Here is a 24197-nt window from a genome sequence, read left to right as displayed (position 1 = left end):
CTCAGTGTCTTCGCCACCGGCCGCACGGCGCCGCCCGTCCGTCACCGCACACAGCGGCCATATCCCAACTCAGGCACGGGGACAAACCGTGATCCCTAACAGCGCAGGTCAAAGACGCTTTGTATTACCGAAAGAGGCCGGATCGTGGTGGCGGTGGCATGCGGGCTGGCGCTGCCAGATGCACGGGCGTTCGTACGGCCCGCTGATCCCGCACCAGACCACCGGCCCAACGGGGGCACGACCTTGAGAGTAAAGAACCCCGCCGTGGCTGGGGGGTCGGCTCCACGGCTTTAGCCACCTCCCCGGTCAGGGTCCCGCGTCGAGCAAGACCAGGGGGCCACTCGTGCTAATTGCGGTCAGGCCCAAAGCCTGCCCGAGTTGCGTACCAGCGTACGGCCCCCTGATCATGCTCGACCCCAGACCGGGCAGGCCACCGGCCAAACCCGCTCCGCCAACCTTGCTTGGCTCTCCGCGAGAGAATCCTGACGACTCCTTCAACGTCCCGTCTGAGATTCGGCAAGGTAGCCAGCGCCTCTAGAGGCTGGCAGGCCTCAAAGACCCGTTGCCTCATAATTCATCCGGTCAAGGCACAGAAGTGAGACTCTCTTCAGATATAGGAGGCGGACAGCCGTGGCGAGTGTCCAGGCTTTCGGTCACCGCGCAAGAAAGGCGACCCGCATCGAAGTCATAAGTCCGCCGAGTTGGATTCCCAGTTGCCGCCGCTGTTCATCCCAAGCCTCCGGTGAAATCGGCGCCAATTGGGTACCCAAGCGGGCCGGGATGAGTCGGGCGAGCGGCACGTTCAGCTTCCCACGGGTCGCCTCCGCGTAGCCCCACATCGAGGTCTCGTCTGTATTCAGAGCGTGCCAGATGGTCAGAGGATCGACGCTGGCGCCGCCGTCATAACGCGCGGCCGCACAACCAGTAGCCAAAGCCTCGTGCACAAGGGCAACGAACTTCGTTCGAATGCCCTCCAAGACAGCTTGCTTGCGGGTGGCGGTGAGGGCGTCTTCATACGACTGCTGTCGTCTCGCAGCATCGATCCGAATATCGTTGGATCTCTCCTCAGCCTCGCCACGCGCGGCCGCAGCTCCAAGATTGTCAACATCCTTCAGCCCTCGCACCAAAGTTGGCGGAGTACGGTCAGCACGTACCGCAACACTGGGCCATGCCCCATTGCCGGTGATAACCAGCGCACTGTCATCGGGAAGGCTTGTTCCGGCCCTACGGGCGAGCGTTTCGGACAGGACAGGGTGACCATACGTCGCCAATGCGGTCCAGCTCTCCCCATCACGCGACGCCCGGGCAGGGTCAGAGGTGACGGGTCGGCCAGGTTGGTCGAGCACCGCACCGAACCGTTCGAAGAGAACCTCGCGTAGGTCTTCCAGGGTGACGGGAGAAGGGGCAGGCACAGGCAGCGGCATCGCATCCTCAGAACCGAAGCTGACACCTTCCTGTCGCACGATGTCGATCTGGTCGACCAGCTCACGGATCGCTTGTTGTTGAGCCGAGGCCCTCTCGCTCTTCGGCGCCTTGAAGATCGCCTGAAAGGCACGTTCGGTGGCGCCGAGAATCGGCTGAAGCTGTCCAAGTAGCTGACGGAAGTCGTCGATCCGCCCGGCAAGCGCCGTGTACACATCTTGCTCGACCGTGTTGGGTACGAAGTAGCTTCGGATGTGCACAACGTCACGCGCCTGACCGAGACGATCCACACGGCCGATGCGCTGTTCCACGCGCATCGGGTTCCATGGCATGTCGTAGTTGACGAGGAAGCTGCACGCCTGGAGGTTAAGTCCTTCGCTTGCCGCATCGTTGGCCAGCAAGACCGTCACACGCCCGGAACGCACAGCATCGACAAGGTCACGTTTGGAGATGTCGACCCAGCCTTCGTGTTCACGGAAGACCTGTCCGCCTTGTCCGGTGAAGGTGGCCAACTGTGACCGATAGGCTCCGACAAGCCGGTCCCGAAGGCTAAGCAGCGTGTCCGTGTACTGGGTGAAGACGATAGCTGAATGGCCCCGCCCACGAGCAGCGTCCAGATCGAAGCGCAACCGGTCGAACTTCGAGTCCGGGACGTTTTTCATCCGACCGATATATCCCCGGACGTCCTCTATTTCGGTCGGCGTCAGCGGCAATGCCTGAGCGTCATTGACGTGGTGGCCGTTTCCGGTCTCTACCCCACCGTTAAGTCCAGTGTCGCCCCATGCCTCCTCGAAGTCTTCTGCCGCCTGGTCGTCATCGAGCGCCAGTGCCTCGCGATTAAGCCGTTTCGTCAAAGTCGCCTGGATTGCCGCCCAAGAGGAGGTGAGGCGACGGCGATAGACGGTCAATACAAAGCCGGCACCACGCTTGCTTCCATGAGCAGACATGAGGCGGTCGATGAGGTCGTCGAGCTCGTCGTAGAGTTCCTGCTCTTCTTGGGTGAAGGGGATGATGACCGGCTGAGTGTCCCGATCGGCAAGATTTTCCGTGAGGAGTCCACGATCCCGGTACAGCTTCAACGTCTCACGGCTGTGTCGAGTGACGAACTGACCAACAGGGCTGAGCAAGGACAGCCATTCCCGCAGCGCAGCAAGTCCAGTAGGCGTCAGCTCCTGGGCGATCTCCTCTCCCGGCAGGTCACCCGTACCAAACTTTGCGATGCGGGCCGCCGCTACCGGTCCTACCTGGTTTCGGATTCGCTGCAGAACTGCTTCCTCAGCTGCGGTACGCGGTAGCCGAGGTGTATCGCGCAGCGTCTGGTCCAACCACGCCCAAGCTGTCTTGCGGTCCTTCGGACCGTCGCTCCTACCTACTTCACGGAAGTACTTCTCGAACGCATGCGGGCTAGCCAAAGGGCCCTGCAAACCTACGTGGACAAGCAGATCACGCAGCTCGATCGGAGCAACCTGCATCGGTGTCGCAGTCAGCAACCAGAGTGCCTTGGTCGCTCCCCGTTGTGTGATGCGATCGAGTAGTTCGAGCAGACGACCCGGGCGGTATTCATCCTCATCAATGTGAGTACGGCGAGCGTGGTGCGCCTCATCCACGATCACGAGGTCATACGGGCCGGCCGCAAGGAGCCGCTCCTGCTCAGCCGGCCGGCGCGCCAGATGACTGGAGGCGATCAGTACCGGCTCAGACTCCCACGGATTTACCCCAGGTACGACACTCCGCACGTCATCAGGGTGAGCACCGTAGATTTTGCCACCCTCGAGACGGGGAACCCATAGCCCGAACTTCTCGAAGAGCTCGTCCTGCCACTGCCGGCAGACATTCGCGGGCGCCAGGATCAGGGCGCGTCGCACACGCTTGGATAGCAGCAGCCGACGCAACGACATGCCAGCCGAGATGGTCTTGCCAAGACCCACCTCGTCGGCGAGCAGCCAGGAGCGCGGGTAGAGACCGGCAAGCCGTTCAACTACCTGCTGCTGATGCGGGAAAAGCGTCAGCCCAGTAGTTGCCACTGGCAAATCTTCCGCCCCCACGAGGGCCGGAGCCACCTGCAAGTAACGAGCGACGACTGTGTCGTCACCCATCGGTTCCGGCTCTTCGGGATCCCTTTCACCGGGCATAACATCCGGCGCCATGCTCAGCAAGCGCTCCGCGGTCGCATCCGGGAGGGCATACACCTTGAAGCCGACCATTCGGCCGGCCCAATGCTCCTCGAACTTCAACGCCCAATGGCTGAAGTACGTTGCCCCCTCAGCCCACGAGGGATAGACAGAGAAGGACTCGAAATTGCGGGTCCACGCCTGAGCCGACTCATTGACTGACCCCTGGAACGCGACCCCATCCCCGGCCGTATCGCGCAGGACACCAATCTTCTCGTGAAAGTACGGGTCCATGCTGCCGCCAACAATGGGCGCCCCGTCCTGGTCCACCGGGATCGCAATCCGTACGTCGAGACGCCCTACCTTCGCCAGCCAAGCAAGCACCTCAAGCCGACGTCGATCCACTTCCGACTCGGTAACCAGTGCATCCGCAAGCTTCTTGGCGAAGGCCGGGCCGATCTCGGCGCGGCCGAGTAGGGCGTCCCGGTCCCCCGGGCTTACCTCGGCACCGCACAGCAGCCGCACGCGTCCGCCACCATTAATGAAACGGGACAGACCACGCGCGGCAACGCTCAGCGAAGAAGAGCGGAAGTACCCAACTGAGCGGTCGTACTGTACTGCCCGCGACAGCGCCGGGATGTAGAACGCCTCCAGCACGCGGTCGCTGGAGTCATAGCCCGGCTTGAGGTCCAAGCCTCGCAGGCCGGGCAGCGTCGTGATATTGAGTTCAGACATCGAATCCGAAGGTCTGCTGCTCGTGGATGGCAACGGATTCCACCTCATCGGCGGGCGGCTCGATGTTGTCGAACAGCGCGGCTCGGAGGCTGTCCAGGATTCGCGCCTCCGGGCGGGCGAAAGCTCCCTTGTCCTTCACACGGGGAATCGCGTGCAGCGCGGCGCGAACCACCTCGGTAAGGGTGGGGTCGTCAGCCAGACCAGTGCGGTTGAGCCAAGCCTTCGCTGCGCCAAGACCATCCGAGTCGTACAGCGACATCAGAGCGTGCAGCCGGTCCAGCCAGGTCCCGTATTCCGCTGCATCTGGGTCGAGCGCACCCGCCGTAACTCGCTGTGCCGGCGTGAGCAGGGTGACGCTTCCGCTCGACGCCTTGACTACCTTGTGTCGCTTGGCAAGATCGTCGAGCTCAAGGTGCGTCGCGATGGAAAGCTTCCGGGCTTCGTCATAAGGAAACTCTGCGGCCGCGAAGTCGCTCCACGCGAGCAAGTACCAGTCGGTAATCCTATCGAAGTCGATGTCTCGGCCGCCCAGCAGATTCCGCTTCTTCAGCGAAGCGACCTTCTCACGAGCAAGATCGAGAGCTGCATCGGGTCGCAGTACCTCTGAGTTGCCATCGGCGTCGAGCTGGCCAGTGTAGACCGGCCAGCGGTCAGAGAGCACAGACAGCACAGGGCCATAGGTCGCGATCGTAAGATCGACACCCGTCATACCCTGGGCTGCGAAACGACCAGCAGCCTCCTCAGCCGCGCGCTCAACGTCGCGGCGAATATCGGACCAGAAGGCGGGCTCACTTCCAGCGCGCTTACGGCAGGCAAGAAAAATAGTGGACGAGGCAGCGTTCTTCTTGGCCACGTGGAGAGAGTGCTCGCTTTCAGTTTGCACAGGCCACGAGGCGTCAATAGAGAATCCGGCATCGAGCAAGGCGGCACCTAGGGTGTCCCATGCGTCGATCCGCTTGTGCGTGAACATCACCGTTAGAACACCAGCTGGCTTAAGAACACGGTGCGCCTCCCCGAAGGACTGCTTGAGCAGCTCTTCGTACCGCTCATCTGCCAGCTGGGCGGCAGTCTTGGCACCATCATCTTTGCGGCGCCCGCGACGGGCAGGAGCCGCCACGTCTTTGAAGAGAGACGGATTGGCAACGGCTTCAGCGGTTTTGTCGGTAAGCACGAGATCTGTGAACTGCGGCCATGTGTCGCGCAGCGATCTCTTCAGCCAAACGTAGAAGTAGTCAGAGATCTCCGCATACATCACGTTGTCGTAATACGGAGGATCAGTCACTACGGCATCAATGGACGCATCTGGGAGAGGGAGAGACGTGGCCGATCCACGAATGATACGGGCCTGTGCCCGCCGCTCTTCTTGGTCGTCAAGCGCCGCGTCTTGCTGGGTGAGCTTACACATGCCGGCATAAACACGTTCAACCTGGCTCACGGTCCATGGAAGCAATGAGTGAGCGCCATCAAATTCGGCAAATGACCATTTATAGGCGAAGTCATGTCTATCGAAGGTGTTGCGAATCTTGATCCGCGTCGCATCCCAGCTGCTGAGCATGCCATTGTAATCGCACGCCTTGTCCAGCGCTAGCGCCAGGTAAAGCCCTAGAGCTCGGCCCCGATCGTCACCCATCTCGGAACGTGCTTCAGCTACAATAACCCGCAGCTCTTCCAATGCTGTCATATTGGCGAGCAGTTGCCTGGGCGAAAACATGTCGGACCAACGAGTGAGGCCCATTCTGCGAGGCTCGCTGGTCTTCCATCCATCAGGAATAGGGTCATTCGGAACGAGGTCTGCGATCTCCCATCCAGGCAAGCGAGACGCAAGCTCCCCCTCTGCCGCCTCAACCGCAGCGAGATCAACCGAAGAAGGGGACCGGAAATGTCGCCCCCTGACGTCATCTCGAGAAAAGGCGACGGCGAGCAGCATTTGCCCAACCCGCCCCTCATTACCCATGGCATTAATATACTGGCCGGAGAACGTTTCACCTGTCCAGATGCTCGTAGCAGTCCCCCTTTTATACGTAGATCGTTCGCCCCATTTCTTTGCTTCCTCACCCTCCACAACACTTAGCTCATACGTGCCGGCAGCTGTATCCACTTCAAGCGCAACCGCGACACTCCGACCGGAATTTCCTCGCGCCAACCAGAAATCTGGAGACAATGGTGTCGGTCGACCTGTTGTCGGGCACGGGACGGTGTGAGCCCACACGTAGGCAACGATGACCTCCGCTCCCTGCCGAGGGAAGTATGAATCCAAGCGCTTACGGACTCGATCAGTCCAGCGACCTCCCCAGTCGCCGATAGTTTTTGCGAACTGAGGACCCATATCCGCTGGCAGTGCCACCGTCCCCTGAAGCACCGCCGTCGCGACCGGATTTAGCTCATTTGCGATCGTGTCAAATCCATATCGTGCAGCTTCGAAGGGAATTGACCCACCTCCGGAAAAGAGGTCTAGAACGGCCTGTGGCACATCCTCCGAAGCGTCATCGGAGGCGCGGATCCTAGAGAGACGATGGATGCGTTCGAGAACTGACTTATCAGGACTCACCGAAAAAGCGCGCGGATACCCGTACCCATTTCCGACAAGCTTGATTCCCGCTTCGTTTGCAGCGTTAATCTCTTTCTTCCGGGCCACGGCGTCGCCAAGGATCCCAATCGCCTTCATGAACCAGGAGTGGTATGCCTCTTCTCCCCCAGAAAACTCTTGTTCTAGAGCGGCCAGAATACGACGAGCTTCTATATCTGCAGCAGCCTCCTCACTGGAAGGCCATGCTGGCAGCAGTGAAGCGACTACGGCCGCGCGACTGGCGATGAGCGGACGCCTTGCCCACCAGACGTGAAGCGCAAACGAAGGCGGCAGCGCGGTGAAAGTCGCGCGCTCTCGCACGCTCTCGACACCAAGGGGGGCCGCCGGAAGCCATTGCTCGATCAAACTGCGGCTCACAGGCCGACCTCCCGTTGCTCTTGGACAGCGGACATGCCCGCCATCTCCTACTAATCGTCTCTGCACATAACCGGGACCACTCGACTCAGATCAACGTGAGTCGTCCTGAGGGGCCCAGCATGCCACTCCGCTCCGACACAGGAGGTCAGTCCGCGGACTCATGCAGTGAGCTCATGAGGTAGTCAATCGTGAGGGCATCGATCAACACGCGCCGACGTCGTGTGCTCACTTCAGCGGCGTGACCAAGTCCGTCTTCAGTCGGGGTGCCGGCGGGTCAGCGTCGCTTGCCGCCGTCAAGGAGAATGCGCAGCGCTTTGAGCCCATGTCTGTGCTGCACTTGGGCGTGCCAGTACGCCGCCTCCTCCCGGCTCATTCCTGCTACGCCCTCGGCGATGTCGACGATGCGATCGGTCCGTCGGAGCGGTTTTACCGCACGCAACAACAGTTCCGCGTGCGCACCCAGCATCGGATCGAGATCTAGCGGCTTCCGCGAAGTCCAGTCCCGGCCACGGAAGCCAGCGGCACGCAAAACGTCTTGGAGCGGGGCGGCGATGTGCGTGGCACGGCCGCCGTTCACGTGGATGGTGCGGTGGCCGCCGTCGAGGTCGTCTGCGGCAACGTCAACGGCGACGATGCGCCCATCCTCATCGCGAGAAATTAGGCAGGTGTACTGCTCGGCTCGGCTCATCCGTCACTCTCAGTACGCATCGAGATTCTACACTTGGTAGGACCAGTGTCTCGCGCAGCCTGAGCGAACCGTTCCACTACGTCCCCAGACAACGGCAACGGGTTGGCGAAAACCGCAGTTACCGACGCCTTGAGAACGGACTCACGCGGTCCGATTAGCTGCTTGAGGGCTTCTCGGAGCGGGGCATAGTCTCCCGGAGTGCCCAGGTAGGAGACCTTGGCCGCGTGTAGCTGGCTGTCGCCGAGGGCGACAACTACGTCTACGTCGTAGGTCAGGTTCGCACCCAAAGTCGCCGCGGGGACGATGGAGTGGAGGCGCAGCAGTTCCGGGCTACCGCCAGCGCCCAGGTGGTCGATCTCGATCTTCAGTTCCAGCAGACTCTCACGCTGAGTGTCCGCTGCTGCGCTGCGGGCCTGCGCAAAGGCGCTTCCAGCCGCGCCAATTCCAGTGAACTCTGCGGGCTTGGCCTGTTGCAGGCCAAGCTGAGTGCCACCACTCGGAGAACCGTTCAGCGTCTCGTCCGGGCATCCACGGCCGGGGTGGACGGTGTCACAAAGAGGGCACGCCTGCTCAGCGGGCGCAGGGGCGGAACCAGGCGGGTGCAGAAGGACATCAGCCGCGAGACGGATGCTTGCACCGGGGCGCTCCTTGGTTGCCCAGCCATCGTCGCCACGGTCTGGGTCTTGGTACTCCCACACTCCGTTGCGGACGCCGGCGCTGATCAGGGAGACGAGTTGGGCTCGGTCGAAGACCATCTTGAGATCGGGACGCCTCGCGAATGCCTTGACTAGCTCTTCGGTCGGCTGGGGCCGTTTCATCAGGTCGCCGAGCTTGTTCTTTACGTGCGCAGGGTCGATTGCTTTGTCACCAGCGCGCAGCGTCTTTTCCATCGCGGCCAGACGGTTCAAGATCGCATCGGTCTGATTGGGCCATACCGAAGAGGTGGTGACCTGATCAAGCTGCACCGCTTCAAGTCCCTGGCCCGTGGGGACATACAGCGCGTTCACGTGGTTGCAAACGGCGACCCTGGCCATGAGCGCGGACTCCTTGGCCTTGTCCTTGAGCTCGGAACGCTTTTCAGGCGTCAGCGCGTTGAGCGTGTCCGAACTCGCGGAGAGCTCTTCAAGCGCAAGGTGCGTCTTAACGGCACGGACCATCGCCTCATGCGTGCCCATTGACGGCGCCAGTACCACCAGCCGGTTTCGGTACTCGCGGACTCCGCCGGACGGAGTGCGCTCCCACAGCTCCTGAATCTTGGGCGGCGTGGCGCCGTGAGGGTCGACGCCGCGCGGATCGCCAAAGTCGTCCCAGTGCATGACGACAAGCCAGGCGTCTTCGGCGTTGTCCGGGACCTTTGCGTCGTCCCAGAAGCGGCGGACCTTGAGTGCGCTGTCGCGGAACTGGTCAGTGAGGATCTTCGTCGCCTTGGTCCGCGCCTTGGTCACGCTTATTTCACTCTCGGCCTCCTGGATCAGCTTGACCAGGGATGCCTCCGTCGAGAAGCGATAACCACGCACATCGGCGTGCAAGTACCAACAGGCAGTCTCGAGGCCATCGAGGGCCTTCTGAAGCAGGTTCGGGTCGTCCCCAGGGACAAGCAAAGCGCCGAACAGCTCGGGTGGCTGCACGCCCGGCACGTCACGCGTGAGGGAGTAGAGGTAGACGGCGGTGGCCAGGCGGCGTCCGTAATGCGCGCCCATACGCTCATCGACCCGCTCCGCATGTGACAGTTCTGCCCCGGCCTGCGAGGCGATGTCTGCCCGGATCACAGGCTCGAACTGCGGTCGCTCCAGCCGACTGGAGAGCTCCTCCGCGATAACCCGCTCGGCAAGATCGATGTGGTGTGGGTGAATCAAGTAGGTACGGTCAGGCTGCTGAGCCCACAGCCGACGTACAGCACGGGCAAGCAACCGCAGCGCCCCGCGCGTCCGCTGGAAGTTCGGGATCGTAGACAGCCGCTTGTCCAGGATCCGGATGAGAGTGGGATGGAACGGGTAGGTTCGCGCGACCTCTGATGCCCAGCCGCTACCGACCATGCCCTCTGGCAGATCAAGGCCACTGGCATACGCGGCGTCGGCGGCCTCTGCATAAGCCTCGGCCGCCGCAGCGGCAGCGCTTCCGCTCTCGAGCTCCTTGAAGAGGCGACGCGCGAGGATCTTCGGGAGATCGGGTTCCTCGCTGGGCCGGAGAACCAGCTCCTTACGCGCCATGAGCGAACGAGCCTCGTTGATCGCCTCCAGGACATCGCTGGTCGCCTCGCCGAATGCGTCAGTCACCCCGGTGGTGGTAATCACCAACGCTGCGTGAGGCAGACCGTCGACCGCTTCCATGAGCGCCATCAGGAAGGCTGTGGTCTGGCTGGCCAGTGTGGTCTCGCCGACTCGCACGCCCTTGGCGACGTGGTAGTAGCGAGCGATCTCATCGATAAGGAGTAGCGACGGGCGGTCTCCGAGCATCCGTTTGATCGCATCGGATCCAGGAGCGGTCAACGCCTCGTCATCCGCTCGAACGAGCTCGTACCCAGTAGCACCACCGACCTGCAGGGCGAGGTATCCCCAGACTGTACGGGGGGTGATACCCGCGACCTCAGGGAAACTTTGCGCACCTGTGCTTGTGCCGACGAATGCGCCTACCTGATCCACTGGTTGGGTCGGGAGGAGCGAGGCATCCATGAACTCTGTCGCGCGACCTGCATCGAGTCGCCCTCGCGCTGCATGGAAGAGGGCGATGAGGTTGTGCGTCTTACCGCCGCCGAGGTTAGTTTCCAGCCGGATCACGCTGGCGCCGTCCGGCTTGCCACCACTGATGCGGCCCAGAACCTCATTGAGCAATGACTTCAGACCGGCCGACGGGAATGTCGCCGCGAAGAAGTGTCCGGCGTCGGCATACGTGTCCGGGGCCGTGCCTGCGATGACCTCCTCAAGTGACGCGGCGAAGCGCGACTCAGTGAGTTCGCCTGCCAGCACGTCATCGCGCGGCTCGACCAGCCCAAACAGACTCTCCACGTTTCTCCCCTTCGCCACCTGCCCCACACAGTATCCGCGGGATGGCTCCTAGGGCTCAATCTGACCTGATCGAACATGGACTCTCGCAGCTTGCAACACGCAACCATGCTTCATCGCGAGTGCTCCACAGGAATGGCGCCACGCAAAGTAAGAAAACAGGCACGCTCTGTGATCAACGCCTCTCCTGGTCGTCGACCACCCTGAAGACAGAGCCACCTTCCGATCATGGGGTCGTTGCACAACACGACCACAGCCGTTGGCATCACCGCACGACCTTAGCGACGGCTCAGGAAAGTCAGATGTCGCACCACAACCCATGGCCAGCCCTGCGCTCCGGCTGCCGAAGCCGTGACCTCGAGCTCAGCCGACAACGGCCCTGAGGCAGACCCGGACGGCGGCCAATCCTCGCCGGTCCGCGGACTATCCATGGACCGGAGAAGGATGGTCATCCACCTCCGACGCTCTGAGCTGCTGAAACACTTGAGGCGCATGGGGCCTCCGGAGCCGTGTGCGCAGGTTCGAATCCTGCCGGGGGCACTCGCCGGTCAGTCAGCGTGAATCATGCTCTGCCCAGTGCGGATGCCGACATGAGAGAGCGGGAGTCAGTCTCACTGACTCCCGCTCTTTCTCGTTGTCTCTCAGTCGTCGCGCGCTATCTGCGACACACTCACCAGCCGTAGGGCGTGGCGCCAGGCCACGAGAACGATGCGATGAACGAGGGTTCGGGGCCCTGTCGGGGAGGCGATTCGCTCGCCAGATCTGTGACGTAGAGGCGCCACAAGGTCACCTGAAAGCGACTACCGACGGTGACTACAGCTTTTCTGGCGGACGCAGGAAGGTGATCTGTGTCCAGTCCGTCGCAAAAGCGCCTTCGGGGAGGACCTCGACATCCGCGAGGTCGTTGTGGGCGTTGACGGAACCGATGCACCCACGCCCGGTGGACTTGGCGTAGTACAGAATGCGATCCCCGCTGAGTGCCGTGATCTGTGTCCAGTCCGTGGCGAAACTGCCCTCAGGGAAAACCCTGACATCCGCGAGGTCGTTGTTGGTGTCGACGGAACCGATGCACCCACGCCCGGTGGACTTGGCGTAGTACAGAATGCGATCCCCACTGAGTGCCGTGACCTGTGTCCAGTCCGTGGCAAAACTGCCCTCAGGGAAAACCCTGACATCCGCGAGGCTGCCGCTTTCCACGTCGACGGAACCGATACACCCACGCCCGGTGGACTTGGCGTAGTACAGAATGCGATCCCCACTGAGTGCCGTGATCTGTGTCCAGTCCGTGGCGAAACTGCCCTCAGGGAAGACAGTCTCATCCGCGAGCTCGTTACTGACGCTGACAGAACCGATGCACCCACGCCCGGTGGACTTGCCGTAGTAGAGAACGTGATCGTCGCTGAGTGCCGCGAGCTGTGTCCAGTCCGTGGCGAAACTACCCTCAGGGAAGACAGCCTCATCCGCGAGCTCGTTACTGGCGCTGACGGTACCAACGCACCCGCGCCCGGTGGACGCACCGTAGTAAAGAATGCGATCTGACATCACATCGCCTTTCTGACCCGTTTTCTCGCCTGCTGCATGACTTGGGTGACGAGCCGGTCGCATGACAGGAAGGCAGGCGTGAGATTCCAATTCGCAACAGGTATCACTGGGCTTCGAAGCGCTCGCTTCCGCGGCGGGCGCCCGAACCTTCGGCGCTCTTGCCAACAACTATCTCAGCCGACGCGAAACCCTCTCGTGCCGCCACAGCTTCCGCGAGCGCTGAGACCGCTCGGTGGTGGTGGCTGACATCTGCTTCTCTTCCAGTATGGGCACGGTTGCCGAACCGTGCGAGTTGGGTAACGCAGTGGTCGGATTGAACTGACACACATTCATGCACGGTTCAATTAACCATCAAGCTAGAGGCATTGAGGCCTGAGAGTCATTGACCATTCAATCTGCGTTGGCGACCTCTTCTTGCCCGTCGACGCAGCCGTGATACCGGCGATGGATCACCTCCGGGGAGTTGCCGCCCCGCGGGGTTACCTCAGCGATCTGCGCCCCCGCGTTCAGCCACCGCGTAATGCAGGCGTGCCGCAGGTCGTAGGGGCGCCCGGCAACGGTGAGCCGATGCGCTCAGGCGGGAGCGCGTACTCCCGCGCCTCCTCCCACACCCGCCAGTAGGCAGAAGAGCCGACCACTCCCCCGCGCTCATTACCGAATACACGCCCTTCTCGGCCGTGCCGAACGCGTCCAGGTGCGCCCGCAGGATGGCTGCCGGAACGGGCGGGATGGGTACCGGTCAGTCGCTCTTGGCCGGCTCGCTTTCGGCCCGCGACGGTCGTGAGTTCCCCGGAATCCGTCCACTGCTTTCCGGAGACATGAGGCGTCTCCCGGAGCGTCAGCGTGCCCGTTCTGCGTCCGGGAGACGGCAGTCAGACCGCTTCAGTCCGACTGCCTCAGCCGCACTGAGGCCCGCGTAGTTCAGGACCACGTAGCAGGCCACCGAACACCTCCCGCGGCACCGATCCCACGATCCCGACGCAGGACACTGTCACGAGCAGCTGACGGGCCTGTAGGGCGTTCACGAGGACTCGCCGGTCCACCAGGGCATTGGAGCCGACGTGCTTTCGACGGGTGCACTCAAGCGGGTTCTCCGAGAGGTCGCCCGCGACCACCACGTGTTCGAGTGCGGTGTTCAGGGCGCGACGACGGCGCCTGGACGTGTCGCCCGCTGCGGCGTCTGCCACATCTCCCAGAGGCCAGTCCCTCGGCGTGAGCCAGTCATACGCGGCTTTGCGTCCGTAGTCCGGCAACGGGTCGCCGAAGACTCAGTGTGCGACGCACCTCCGACACCACGAGCTCCACAAGGGGACACGAGAAGCACTTTCCTGCCGGTCAGAGCCTCTCTCGGACTGGAACCACGCGCTCTCTCCGGAGCCTTTGGGCACGAACCACCGCTTCGATGGTGGCCTTGCCACCACTCCGCGACTGCGGCTCTATGGATGCCCAGTCGTCGCCAGCTGAGACGTTACGACGGCTAGATGATGCGACGTTGCCCAGGCGCGCCACTCGGTGCCCCCACCGGCCTTCAGTCGCCTCCGTTGAGCGCATTCCTGAAGTCGAGCGTCCCCCCACGACGTAGCGGCTCCGGAGACAGGCCAGTAGGGCGAGTTGACCAAGTCCTGGCTGAGGGTGAAGAAGTCGTCGTTGCCCGGCCTGACCCGCGGATATACGAAGACCTGCCACTCGGCCGCCGTGGTGTATCGCATGTTGGGATCTGGGGTCCCACGGCTCTTGGGCAGGATGCGGGGATACGTCACGCCGAAGTCCCCGAATTCAGGTTGCCGCCCTGGCCACTTCTCGGCGACCGCCTGCCACAATCGCGCGTCCTCCCTGACGACAGGAGTTGCTCCGCCCCGCTTGAATCCCTTCAGGTTGACCGGGAAGGCGCCGGCCGCCACGCAGAGACGCCTCCATGGCCAGCATGAGAGACGCCTCAGGGCTTCAGTGGTCGCTTCGGCCAGGGCTTGCCGGGCCTGATCCGAGTGCACTGGACCGGCATCAAGCAGCAAGTCGACTTCCTCTGGCGCCATGTGTACCGCTCGGAGCAGGTCCTGTATCTCGTCTGCGCAGGGGAGCGGATCCTTCAGGCCCTCCGTCGTCGATACGCGCAGGCATGCTCCCTGTCGGTGGCCGGCGGACACCGCTGCTACTTCAGCCAACACTTCGTCAGTATCGGAACACCTGAAGACCGGGCACATGGCAACACCGCGGAGCCCCAGAGACTCCCCAACCCGCACCATGGGCCCGCCCGCGTCCCCACTGAGCACGCGAACCGGGGGCAACGCACCACAGTCAACCGTGAGGACCATGCTGTCTGGCACGTTCTCCATCGCGTGATCGCAGAAGGTCTCCAGCAAGTCCCGGAGCTCAAAATCCGGCACGATCTCCATCACTGGGCGGAGCTGAGCCTGCACCTCCGCTGTGACGTGTCCAAGCGCGAGAAACTCCCCCGCCTTGCCCTTCAGGATAGGAACGTAGGCCACCAGCCACCCCCAAGCGCTCCCCACACTCAGCCAGTTGTCGTGCCCACCGCTCTTGACAGGGTGACCGGGCACATCACCGGCAGGTAGAGCGCTGTTCCCGCCACGAGGCTCAAAGTTGAGGGCCGAAGGAAGTCACGCGGGCCACGGACCGTGCCGGGAGGACTCTGCGAGCCTCCTCGAGTGAGTGGCGACTAAACGCTCCCCACCCAGGCTCGGCCAGAGACGTTCTTGCAGTTCAGGGGGCGGCACCGGGACTTGGTACGGCATGCCCTCCGGAGCCGCGTGCACAGGTTCGAATCCTGCCGAGGGCACCCTTTATGAGGTGCCCAAAGACCCCTTCACCAGCGGAAACGCTGAGGGGCCGCACCATGCAGAGGTGCCGTTCGCCAGTCGGCCGTGACGCCCCAGTAGCCGATCTTCACGGGTCGGCCGTCACGGTAGAGCACCGTGCAGTTTCCTTGGGCCCGGCCCGGGAAGGCCAGCCGCTCGGAATCGAGGGCGTCGTCCCACTCCTCGTATGTGGGTCGGCCTTGGGGAGCCCACGCGCGCACTTCGTCGTCAGTCAGCGGCCGCATGAACGGACCATCGTCGGTATCCGCGGCATCGATCATGAGGGGGAAGTCCAGCACAGTGCACGTGCCGCCTGTGAAGATGTACTCCTGCCACTCCGGGTCGCGCCACAGTTCTTCGATGGATCGACCTACGAAACCGTGGTTGTCCTGTGCCAGGGTCTCTTCCTGAGCCTGCCGGAATGCGACCGTCAGGTCCCGCTGATACGGGCCCGTGTGGCTCCACTCGGTGCCGCCCATCGTCGTCCCCTCCCCATCTGAACTGCTCGGACGTAACCGCAGAGTAGGAGACGGCGACGGCGGCCGGCGGAAGAGTCAGGACGCGAGCCTCTTGTCACACGCGGTAGTACGCGGACGAGTCCCAACCGCTCATCGCCGCCAAACGCCTATACGACCGGCTCGACTGGCGCGAGATCGGCCACCCGCTGTGAGCGCGTGTCACGGTGGCTGCGATACCCCGGCCACTCCATCTCGTTCACGGAAACGGACGGGTTTCTCTCTTTTCGGGTGCTGTCGTGCGGGAACTCGCTCGTTCGTCCGAACCCGTCGGTGTTGAGGAGGTCGCCGTGACCGAGTCGCAGCACAGCCAGCAGGATCCCACGACGCAGCATCCGACCCCGGAGTTTCCGGCGCAGGACCAGGCGCACCCGGGGTGGACCGGGCCGATGGACCCGCCGCCGGATCACGGCGAGGAGTCGTACCGCGGCAGCGGCCGGCTGGAGGGCCGTAAGACCGTCATCACGGGCGGGGACTCCGGCATCGGGCGGGCGGTGGCGCTGGCCTTCGCCCGGGAGGGTGCCGATGTGCTGTTCACGCATCTGCCGGAGGAGGCGGACGATGCGCGCGAGACCTCCCGGCTCGTCGAGGACGCCGGCCGCAAGGCGGTCGCCGTCTCCTGTGACATCCGTGAGGAGGACAACTGCCGGGCGTTGATCGAGCGTGCCGTCTCGGAGTTCGGGCACATCGACGTACTGGTGAACAACGCGGCGTTCCAGATGTCGCAGCCGGACGGCATCGAGGCCATCAGCACCGAGCAGTTCGACCGGGTCGTGCGCACCAACCTCTACGGCATGTTCTGGCTGACCAAGTTCGCCCTGCCGCACATGCCGAAGGGTGCGAGCGTCATCAACTCCACGTCGGTGCAGGCGTACAAGCCCAGTCCGCACCTGCTGGACTACGCGATGACGAAGGGCGCCATCGTGACCTTCACCCAGGGGCTGGCCCAGATGGTCGCGGAGCGCGGCATCCGCGTCAACGCGGTCGCGCCGGGCCCGGTGTGGACGCCGCTGATTCCCGCGACGATGCCCGACACCGTCGAGTTCGGCAAGCAGAGCCCGCTGGGACGCCCCGCCCAGCCCGCCGAGCTGGCCCCGGCGTACGTCTACCTGGCTTCCCAGGAAGCGAGCTTCGTCACCGCGGAGATCCTCAACGCGACCGGTGGCACGCCGCTGCCGTGAGCCCAGAGGCGCGCCGTGGCGCCGGTCACCTGCGCTTTTGGCGCTCCAGCAGCCTGCTCGCGGCCTCCACGTGCGGCGGCAGCGGGCGACGCCGGGCCAGGGCGGCGGGAAGGCGTACGACGACCTCGCGCAGGGCGCGGCGGGCGTGGGGGTCGCCCGCGGTCGCCGCGGCCCCTAGGCGGGCGGTGGCCCGCAGGGCGACCGGCAGCGGACGACGCAACCACAGGGTCAGCACCTCGTTGCGCCGCAGCAGGTGACCGCGCCCGCCGCGGCCTCCCGGCGCGGGGCAATGACGGGCCGTCAGCGACGGATCGTAGGTGACGCCCCAGCCGCGGGCCGTGAGGTCGTAGGCGAGCAGGGTCTCCTCGCCGCCGAAGAACAGCAGCGGATGGAAGCCGCCCGCCGCGAGGTAGGCGTCCCGGCGCACCACGCAGGCGCAGGCCAGGAAGCCGAGCACCGGGCGGCCCGGCAGGTCTGCCTCGCGCGGCAGCGGTGAGGCGGCGAGTACGGCGTTGAGGGGGTCCTCGGCCCGTTCGGGCCCGACGAGGGTGCGGGCCGCGAGCAGGCCCAGCCGGGGATGCCGGTCGAGCAGGTCGGCCGCCTGCCGCAGCGAGCCCTGCGTCCACCAGGAGTCGTCGTCGCTGAACGCCACATAGGGCGTGTCGGCCTGCCGTACCGCGAGGTTGCGGCCGAGGGCGCCGGTGTTGCGGCCGGGCCTCAGGACGCGGACGGCCGACGGATGGTGGTGGCGCAGCGCCTGGAGGGCCGAGTCGCCGGAGCTGTTGTCGACGACGATGACGGGGGGCCGTTCGGGGAGGGCGGTGAGGGCGTCGACGGTCCGCAGGACGCCGGCGGGCCGGTCACGGGTGATGACCGCGACGGTGACCCGGCTGTCCCCGCTGCCCCCGCTGTCCCGGGCGCCGGTGCGACCGGCCTCAGGCCGGAACTCCTCGGGCCGCGGCATCTCAGGGCGGGGCTGCGGGGACACGGACCTCGTCCCCCCTCCGTGGTGACGCACCGCTCCGTGCGGACCGCAACAGGGACAGTGCCGCCGTGGTGGCCTCGTCGGTGTCGATCCGCAGCAGCTGGGGGTCGGGGGCGTCGCCGTGCGGATCGCCGGGCGGTCCGGGTTTCCACAGGGCGAGGTGGTGCCCGGTGCGGGGCGGGCCCCACAGATGGGGTGACACCGGTCCGAAGAGCGTCACGGAGGGTGTGGCGTGGGCCACGGCGAGGTGCGCGAGTCCGGTGTCGCCGCTGACGACGAGCGCGGCGTGGGCGACGAGCGCCGAGAGCTCGCCGAACGGCAGGCCGCCGCGCAGGACGTCGCGCTCGGGCAGGTCCGCGCGTGCGGCGACGTCCAGGACCAGGGCGTCCTCGGCCGGGCCACCGGTGAGGACGACAGGGTGACCGGCGGCGCGCAGGCGCCGTGCGAGACCGGCGAAGCGCTCGGCGGGCCAGCGGCGGGACGCGGACTGCGCGCCGGGATGGACGACCACGGCTCCCGGCGCCGGGGAGGGCGCGTCCGGCGGTGGCAGCCGCAGGTCGGCGGGGTCCGCGGCGATGCCGTAGGCGGCGAGGAAGCCGCACCAGCGCTCGCGTTCGTGCTGGTCCGGCCGCCACACCGGAGGCCGCGGCAGGACCGGGTCCGGCTGGGCGTGGGCCAGGAGCCGGCGGGGGGCCAGGGCGGCCAGCGCGTCGCGGCTCTCCGGCCCGTTGCCGTGCAGGTCGATCGCGATGTCGGGTGGCGGGCCCGTCCACCGGTCCAGTGCGGGTACGGCCCGTTCCGGGGCCTCGGCCGGGAGGATCTCGTCCACCGCTCCCGTGGCCTGCGCTGCCTCGGCGAGCGCCGGGGGGATCGCCAGGACGACGTGGTGTCCGGGAAAGGCCCGGCGGATGCCGCGCAGCGCGGGCACCGAGGCGAGCAGGTCGCCCAGTCCCAGCGCGCGCAGCACCAGGAGGCGGGGCCGACGGGGTAGGGCGGTCATCGGCCCCTCCGTCCGCTCGTACGCGCCGGCCGGCGGGCGGGCCGGGGTGCCGCTGCCGCGCGTTCGGCGATGCCGGTGGTGGAGCGGCCGTCCAGGTAGGGGAACAGGACGACCTGGCCGCCCCAGCTCTCCACGAGTGACGCCTCCGGCAGCCGGGCCAAGGCGTAGTCGCCGCCCTTGGCCCAGATGTGCGGGCGCAGCTCACCGAGCAGTCGCTCCGGGGTGTCCTCGTCGAAGACGGCGACCGCGTCGACGCACTCCAGTGCGCGCAGCACCCGGACCCGGTCCGCCAGCGGGACCAGGGGCCGGCCGCTCCCCTTGCGCCGGCGTACGGAGGCGTCCGAGTTGACGCACACCACCAGGCAGTCCCCGGTACGGCGGGCGGCCTGCAGCAGGGCGACGTGACCGGCGTGCAGCAGGTCGAAGCAGCCGCCGGCCGCGACGACGGTCCCGCCGGCGGCCCGTACCCGGGCGGCCGTGCGCAGGGCGTCGTCCGTCGGCTCCCGGTCGTCGGAGGGTCGCGGCGGGGCGGCCGGGGCGGTGTCCACGGCGAGCGCGCGGGCGCCGCCCTCGGCGACGTACCGGGTGGCGGCGTGCACGGCGGCCCGTACGGCGGTCTCGGTGAGTTCGCCGTCGGCGAGGAATCCGGCGGCGGTCGCCGCGAACCGGTCCCCGGCCCCGCAGGCGTCGCCCTCGGCCGTGACCGGCGACGGCACCAGCAGCGGAGTCTCGCCGTGGGACAGCAGTGCGCCCCGCCCGCCCAGCGTCACGGCCACGGAGGCCGCACGCCAGGCCCGTACGAGCGTGTCGGCGTGGCGGGCCGCGGTGTGCAGGGAGCTGCCGTTCTGCGGTTCCTCGCCGGTGCCCGGTCGCTCGGCGAAGCCACGCGCCTCGGCGGCGCACGGCGTGGCCAGCCGGACGCCCGGCACCGGCGGGTTGCCGCGCGGATGGGGATCCCAGACGACGGGCACCCGTGCGGCCGCGGACTCCAGCGCGTCGCGCAGGACGTCGGCGGTGCCGCGGCCGTAGTCGGCGACGAGTACGGCACCGGCCTCGGCGATCGCCCGGCACGCCTCGTCGGTGCGCTCCCGGGCCCGCCCGTCGCCGTCGTCCAGGCGCAGCAGCGGCCGGTCCTCCGCGAGGACCCGCGTCTTGCTGGACAGGGTGCCGGTCAGGGGCAGCCGCACCAGGCGCACCCGGTCGGCCAGCAGCCGGCACAGGGACTCGCTGGCCTCGTCGTCGCCGAGCGCGGTGACGAGGGTGACCTGCCGCCCGTCGGCCGCGGCGAGGCAGGCCGCCAGCGCGGCTCCGCCCGGTCGCGCGATGCGCCGGAGCGAGCTGACGACCGGGACGGGCGCGTCGGGGGCCAGTCGCTCGACCCGTCCGCACAGATCGTGGTCGAGCAGCGCGTCTCCGACGACGAGCAGCGGGGCCGGGGCGCTCATACGCCGCCCTCCGGAGCCTTGTCCGCCCGTCGGCCGTCAGCCGTCACCAGTCGTTCCACGGTGCGGTCGAAGGACTCGCAGAGCATGTGGACGGCCACGAGGTGCAGTTCCTGGACCGTGGCGGTCGTCGCGGCGTCCACGCACAGGGATTCGTCCGCGGATCCTTCCAGCGGGTTCGGCGCCGGACCGGTCAGGACCCAGACGGTCATGCCCAGCCGGTGGGCCTCCTTCGCGGCGACGAGCAGGTTGGCGCTGGCGCCGCTGGTCGACAGCAGCATCAGCACGTCCCCGGTCCGGCCGTGCGCGGCGACCTGCCGGGCGAAGATCTCCTGCACGCCGTAGTCGTTGGCGATGGCGGTGGTCGAGGAGGTGTCGGCGTGCAGTGAGAGCGCGGAGAACGGCGGACGGTCCTCGCGGTAGCGGCCGACCAGCTCGGCGGTCAGGTGCTGGGCCTGGGCCGCGCTGCCGCCGTTGCCCGCGACGAGGAGCCGGGCGCCGGTGCTCAGGCGTTCGGCGAGGGAGGAGCCCCAGCGCCGGACGACGGGGGCGGCGTATTCGCGGAACCCTTCGAGGGCCTTCATCAGGTCGTCGCAGTGTGCGGCGTCGGCAGCGAGGGTCATCGCACGACTCCCGAGAGCGAGGGAACGGAGGAAACGGCGCTGTAGACCCGGGTCACCCCGTCGGCGACGCGGTCCCAGGTGAAGCGGGCGAGCACCCGGCGTCGTCCGGCGGCGCCGTAGCGGCTGAGCCGGCGCGGGTCGTCGAGGAGCTCCCGGACGGTCCCGGCGAGGTCGTGGTCGTCGTCGGGCGGGACCAGGACGCCCGTGACGCCGTCGGCGACGGTGTCGAGCTGGCCGCCGACGGCGGTGGCGACGACGGGGGTGCCGCAGGCCATGGCCTCGACCGGGACGATGCCGAAGGGCTCGTAGCGGGGCACGGACAGCACGAGGTCCGCGCCGGACATCAGTGCGGGCATCCGGGTACGGCTCACGCCGCCCAGCAGCGTCACGCGGTCGGCGACACCGCACTCCTCGGCGATCGCGCACAGCCGTTCCGTCTCCGGTTCGGCGAAGAGCAGGGCCGGTTCGGGGCCCCCGGCGACGAGGAGTTCGGCGTCCGGTACGTCCGCGAGGGCGCGGATCGCCCGGTCGAAGCCCTTGCGGGGCACGAGCCGGCCGACGGTGAGCAGTCGCCGGCGCGCGGACGGGGCCCGGCGGGCTGCGGCGACCGGCGCGAACTGCACGGGGTCCACACCGCAGGGCACGACGTGGATGCGCCGGCGGGGCAGCCCCATGGCGACGAGTTCGCGCACCTCGTCCTCGCAGGTGGCGATGATGCCGCCGCACTCCCGGCCCACGGCCGTCTCGATCGCGACGCGGTCGGGCGGACTGGTGTCGGCGGCGCCCTGGTGCCGTTTCTTGACGGTGCCGAGCGCGTGGTACGTCTGCACCACGGGCACGCCCACGGCGCGCGCCCCGGCCACCGCCGCCATGCCGGACATCCAGAAGTGGGCGTGCACCACGTCGGGTGGCTCCGTCGCCCACTCACGGGCCAGCCACGCTCCGAACTCCTCCATGTACGGCAGGAGTTCGTCCTTGGGTATCGGGGCCGGCGGCCCGGCGGGCACGTGGACGACCTTCACCCCGTCGGGTGTGACGACCCGTTCCGGCAGCCGCGGGTCGTCACGGCGTGTGTAGACGACGACCTCATGACCGCGGCGGGCCAGCTGAGCGGCGAGTTGGGCCACGTAGACGTTCTGGCCGCCCGCGTCGGGACCACCGAGCTCGGCCAGCGGGCTGGCGTGCTCGGAGACCATGGCGACGCGGCCGGCCGACGGCTGCCTGGGGCTCATCGGGTGACCTCCTTGATCAGGCGTTCCCAGTCGTCCCGGAAACGCCGCTCTCCGTAGCGGGACTGTGCCGCGGCCCGGGCTGCCTCCCCGGTCCGCCGGGCGTGGGCCCGGTCCGCGAGGAACCCGCGGACGGCCTCCTCCAGTACGTCGAACCGGTTGGAGACCACTCCGGCCCCTTCGGGCACGGCCTCCCTGACCTCCGTGGTGTCGAGTGCGATCACGGGCATCCCGAGGAACATGGCCTCCAGCAGCGACAGTCCGAGCGACGTCCACCGCACGGGATGCAGGTACAGGCGGCAGCGGGCCATCGCCGGGTGCAGTTCGCCCTGGGGCAGGTCCCGGCTGCGGCAGCGGTCGGCGGGCAGTGCGAGGTGGTCGGCGAGCCCGTCCGTGCGCATGCCGAAGACCTCCAGCGGCACCGAGCGCGCGAACCGTGGCAGCAGATCGGTTCCGGTGGTACGGCCGCGCCGCACGGGTTCGTTGACGACGACGGCGGCGCGGGCCTCCTCGCCGGTCCACAGGGGCCCCGGGTCGATGATGCCGTGCTCGATCACCTCGGTCGGGGCGCGGCCGTTGTCCCACATCAGGCGGTTGAAGTGGGTGACGTGGACGAGCGGGATGTCGCTCCGGTCGGCGAGGGGGTGGCGGGTGTCGACGGGCGTCCCGTGCGGGCTGTTGTGCTCGACGTAGACGGCGGGTACGTCGGTGCCGGGCCGGCGGCCGGTCCAGCGCTCTGCCAGCTCCGGCTCGTGCGGCCGTTGCAGCACCATCAGGTCGATGTCGGCCTCGCGCAGCTCGGCGGGGCTCAGCTCGCGCACGCTCGCCGGCCACTGCCAGGTTCGGGCCCGCCCCAGTCCGTCAGGGCCGCGATCGGGCGTCACCGGGACCAGGAAGGTGTGGGGGCCCTGGACGAACGACGTCAGCCACGAGCCGTGCACATGCCAGACGAGGATGTTCATGCGCTCTCCTTGAGGAGTTTCTGCACCGCGCGCACCACGTCCTGGGCGGTGACCTCGTCCAGGCACGGATGACCGGGCACGGGGCAGTGCCGGGCCCTGCTGTCCGCGCAGGGCGCGTTCTGGTCGCCGAGGAGCACATGGGGCACGCCGTACGGCGCCCACCGCCCGGCCGGGACGACGGGCGCGAACAGGGAGACGACGGGCGTGCCGACGGCGGCGGCCAGATGAGCGGGGCCGGTGTTGCCGCACACCACGACGTCGGCGGTGCGCAGGACGCCGGCCAGGGTCTGCGGGACGGTCCTGCCGCCGAGGTCCACGGCCCAGTCACCGCTGACCCGCCGGGTGAGGTCCGTCTCGTCGGGGCCGCCGGTGACGACGACGCGGTGACCGGCGTCGGCGAGCAGGGCCACGGCCTCGGCGCAGCGTTCGGGACTCCAGGCGCGGGCGGGCGCGCTGGCCCCGGGGTGTACGACGACGTAGGGGCCGTTGCCGGTCAGCGCGACGGTGTCCGGGGGCGGGAGGACGCGCAGCCGGCCGTCGTCCCCCGGGGGCAGGGGGAAGCCCAGGGCGGCGGCGGTGTCGAGCGCGGCCTCGGTCTCGTGCCGGCCGGGCAGCCGCTGATGCCGCACGTCGAGCAGGCGGCCGGGGTGGTCGACGCTGTCGGCGCCGATCCGTGCGACACCGGCCATCCGCAGCAGCAGGGCCGTGGGCAGGGGGCTCTGGTGGAACGACGTGAGGATCAGCGCGGTGTCGAACGCGTCGGTCTTCAGGCGCTCCACCAGTCCGTCGACGTCCGCGTCGGCGACGGAGGGCGCGTTCACGCCCTCCCACGGGGCCGCCCACACGATCACGTCGTCGACGCCGGGCAGGAGCCGTGCGGCGGGTTCGCCGAGCGGGCCGCAGAGCATCGTCACCCGGGTGGAGTGCGCGGCGACCGCCCGGACGGCGGGCCCGGCGAGCAGGACGTCACCGAAACTGTCGAGCCGCACGACCAGTGCCC

The 24197-nt window shown here is 66.9% G+C and carries 15 protein-coding genes; 1 reads left to right on the top strand and 14 read right to left on the bottom strand.

Annotated features, from left to right (window positions below; all coding sequences use genetic code 11):
• Window positions 1-653 precede the first annotated feature (653 nt).
• From ACGFWE_RS20430 to ACGFWE_RS20400, 7 genes are all read right to left on the bottom strand, one after another.
• On the bottom strand, window positions 654-4268 hold the full coding sequence (locus ACGFWE_RS20430; protein WP_393600647.1) for a DEAD/DEAH box helicase: 3615 nt from the start codon (window positions 4266-4268) through the stop codon (window positions 654-656).
• Window positions 4261-7212: a DUF1156 domain-containing protein gene (locus ACGFWE_RS20425; RefSeq protein ID WP_393600645.1), complete on the bottom strand. Its 2952-nt coding sequence runs from the start codon at window positions 7210-7212 to the stop codon at window positions 4261-4263. The genes ACGFWE_RS20430 and ACGFWE_RS20425 overlap by 8 nt, the downstream gene beginning before the upstream one ends.
• A gap of 274 nt (window positions 7213-7486) precedes the next feature.
• Entirely contained in the window at window positions 7487-7900 is a 414-nt protein-coding gene (locus tag ACGFWE_RS20420) for a hypothetical protein (RefSeq protein WP_393600644.1), read from the bottom strand.
• The gene (locus ACGFWE_RS20415) at window positions 7897-10905 is read right to left on the bottom strand and encodes a DUF499 domain-containing protein (protein ID WP_393600643.1); all 3009 of its coding nucleotides are present in this window, start codon (window positions 10903-10905) and stop codon (window positions 7897-7899) included. The genes ACGFWE_RS20420 and ACGFWE_RS20415 overlap by 4 nt, the downstream gene beginning before the upstream one ends.
• An 810-nt stretch (window positions 10906-11715) precedes the next feature.
• Entirely contained in the window at window positions 11716-12444 is a 729-nt protein-coding gene (locus ACGFWE_RS20410; protein ID WP_352390156.1) for a hypothetical protein, read from the bottom strand.
• 1436 nt (window positions 12445-13880) lie between these two features.
• Window positions 13881-14930, bottom strand: a complete 1050-nt coding sequence (locus ACGFWE_RS20405; protein WP_393600642.1) for a hypothetical protein — start codon at window positions 14928-14930, stop codon at window positions 13881-13883.
• A 338-nt stretch (window positions 14931-15268) separates the two neighbouring features.
• Complete coding sequence (locus tag ACGFWE_RS20400; RefSeq protein ID WP_393600641.1) at window positions 15269-15739, bottom strand: hypothetical protein; 471 nt, start codon at window positions 15737-15739, stop codon at window positions 15269-15271.
• Between the two features lie 326 nt (window positions 15740-16065).
• On the opposite strand from ACGFWE_RS20400, the gene ACGFWE_RS20395 reads away from it, so the two are divergent.
• Window positions 16066-16956, top strand: coding sequence for an SDR family oxidoreductase (locus ACGFWE_RS20395; RefSeq protein WP_393600640.1), 891 nt, complete (start codon window positions 16066-16068; stop codon window positions 16954-16956).
• A gap of 25 nt (window positions 16957-16981) precedes the next feature.
• Here the strand turns inward: ACGFWE_RS20395 and ACGFWE_RS20390 are convergent, their stop codons facing one another.
• The 7 genes from ACGFWE_RS20390 to ACGFWE_RS20360 are packed head-to-tail and all read right to left on the bottom strand — an operon-like array spanning window position 16982 to window position 24105.
• Window positions 16982-17944, bottom strand: coding sequence for a glycosyltransferase family 2 protein (locus tag ACGFWE_RS20390; RefSeq protein ID WP_393600639.1), 963 nt, complete (start codon window positions 17942-17944; stop codon window positions 16982-16984).
• Window positions 17922-18941, bottom strand: coding sequence for a glycosyltransferase family 9 protein (locus ACGFWE_RS20385; RefSeq protein ID WP_393600638.1), 1020 nt, complete (start codon window positions 18939-18941; stop codon window positions 17922-17924). Before ACGFWE_RS20385 ends, ACGFWE_RS20390 begins: the two co-directional genes overlap by 23 nt.
• On the bottom strand, window positions 18938-20386 hold the full coding sequence (gene rfaE2 / locus ACGFWE_RS20380; RefSeq protein ID WP_393600637.1) for a D-glycero-beta-D-manno-heptose 1-phosphate adenylyltransferase: 1449 nt from the start codon (window positions 20384-20386) through the stop codon (window positions 18938-18940). The genes ACGFWE_RS20385 and rfaE2 overlap by 4 nt, the downstream gene beginning before the upstream one ends.
• Window positions 20383-21006: an SIS domain-containing protein gene (locus ACGFWE_RS20375; protein WP_393600636.1), complete on the bottom strand. Its 624-nt coding sequence runs from the start codon at window positions 21004-21006 to the stop codon at window positions 20383-20385. The genes rfaE2 and ACGFWE_RS20375 overlap by 4 nt, the downstream gene beginning before the upstream one ends.
• Window positions 21003-22238 carry a glycosyltransferase gene (locus ACGFWE_RS20370; RefSeq protein ID WP_393600635.1) on the bottom strand — a complete coding sequence of 412 codons (1236 nt, stop codon included), beginning with the start codon at window positions 22236-22238 and terminating at the stop codon, window positions 21003-21005. Before ACGFWE_RS20370 ends, ACGFWE_RS20375 begins: the two co-directional genes overlap by 4 nt.
• Entirely contained in the window at window positions 22235-23197 is a 963-nt protein-coding gene (locus tag ACGFWE_RS20365) for a glycosyltransferase (RefSeq protein WP_393600634.1), read from the bottom strand. Before ACGFWE_RS20365 ends, ACGFWE_RS20370 begins: the two co-directional genes overlap by 4 nt.
• On the bottom strand, window positions 23194-24105 hold the full coding sequence (locus ACGFWE_RS20360; protein ID WP_393600828.1) for a glycosyltransferase family 9 protein: 912 nt from the start codon (window positions 24103-24105) through the stop codon (window positions 23194-23196). The genes ACGFWE_RS20365 and ACGFWE_RS20360 overlap by 4 nt, the downstream gene beginning before the upstream one ends.
• Between the last annotated feature and the right edge of the window lie 92 nt (window positions 24106-24197).

It is taken from the genome of Streptomyces sp. NPDC048523 (assembly GCF_043199815.1).
GTDB lineage: Bacteria > Actinomycetota > Actinomycetes > Streptomycetales > Streptomycetaceae > Streptomyces.
The sequence above is the reverse complement of the archived record's forward strand: the minus strand, read 5'-3'. Positions and strand labels throughout refer to the sequence as shown.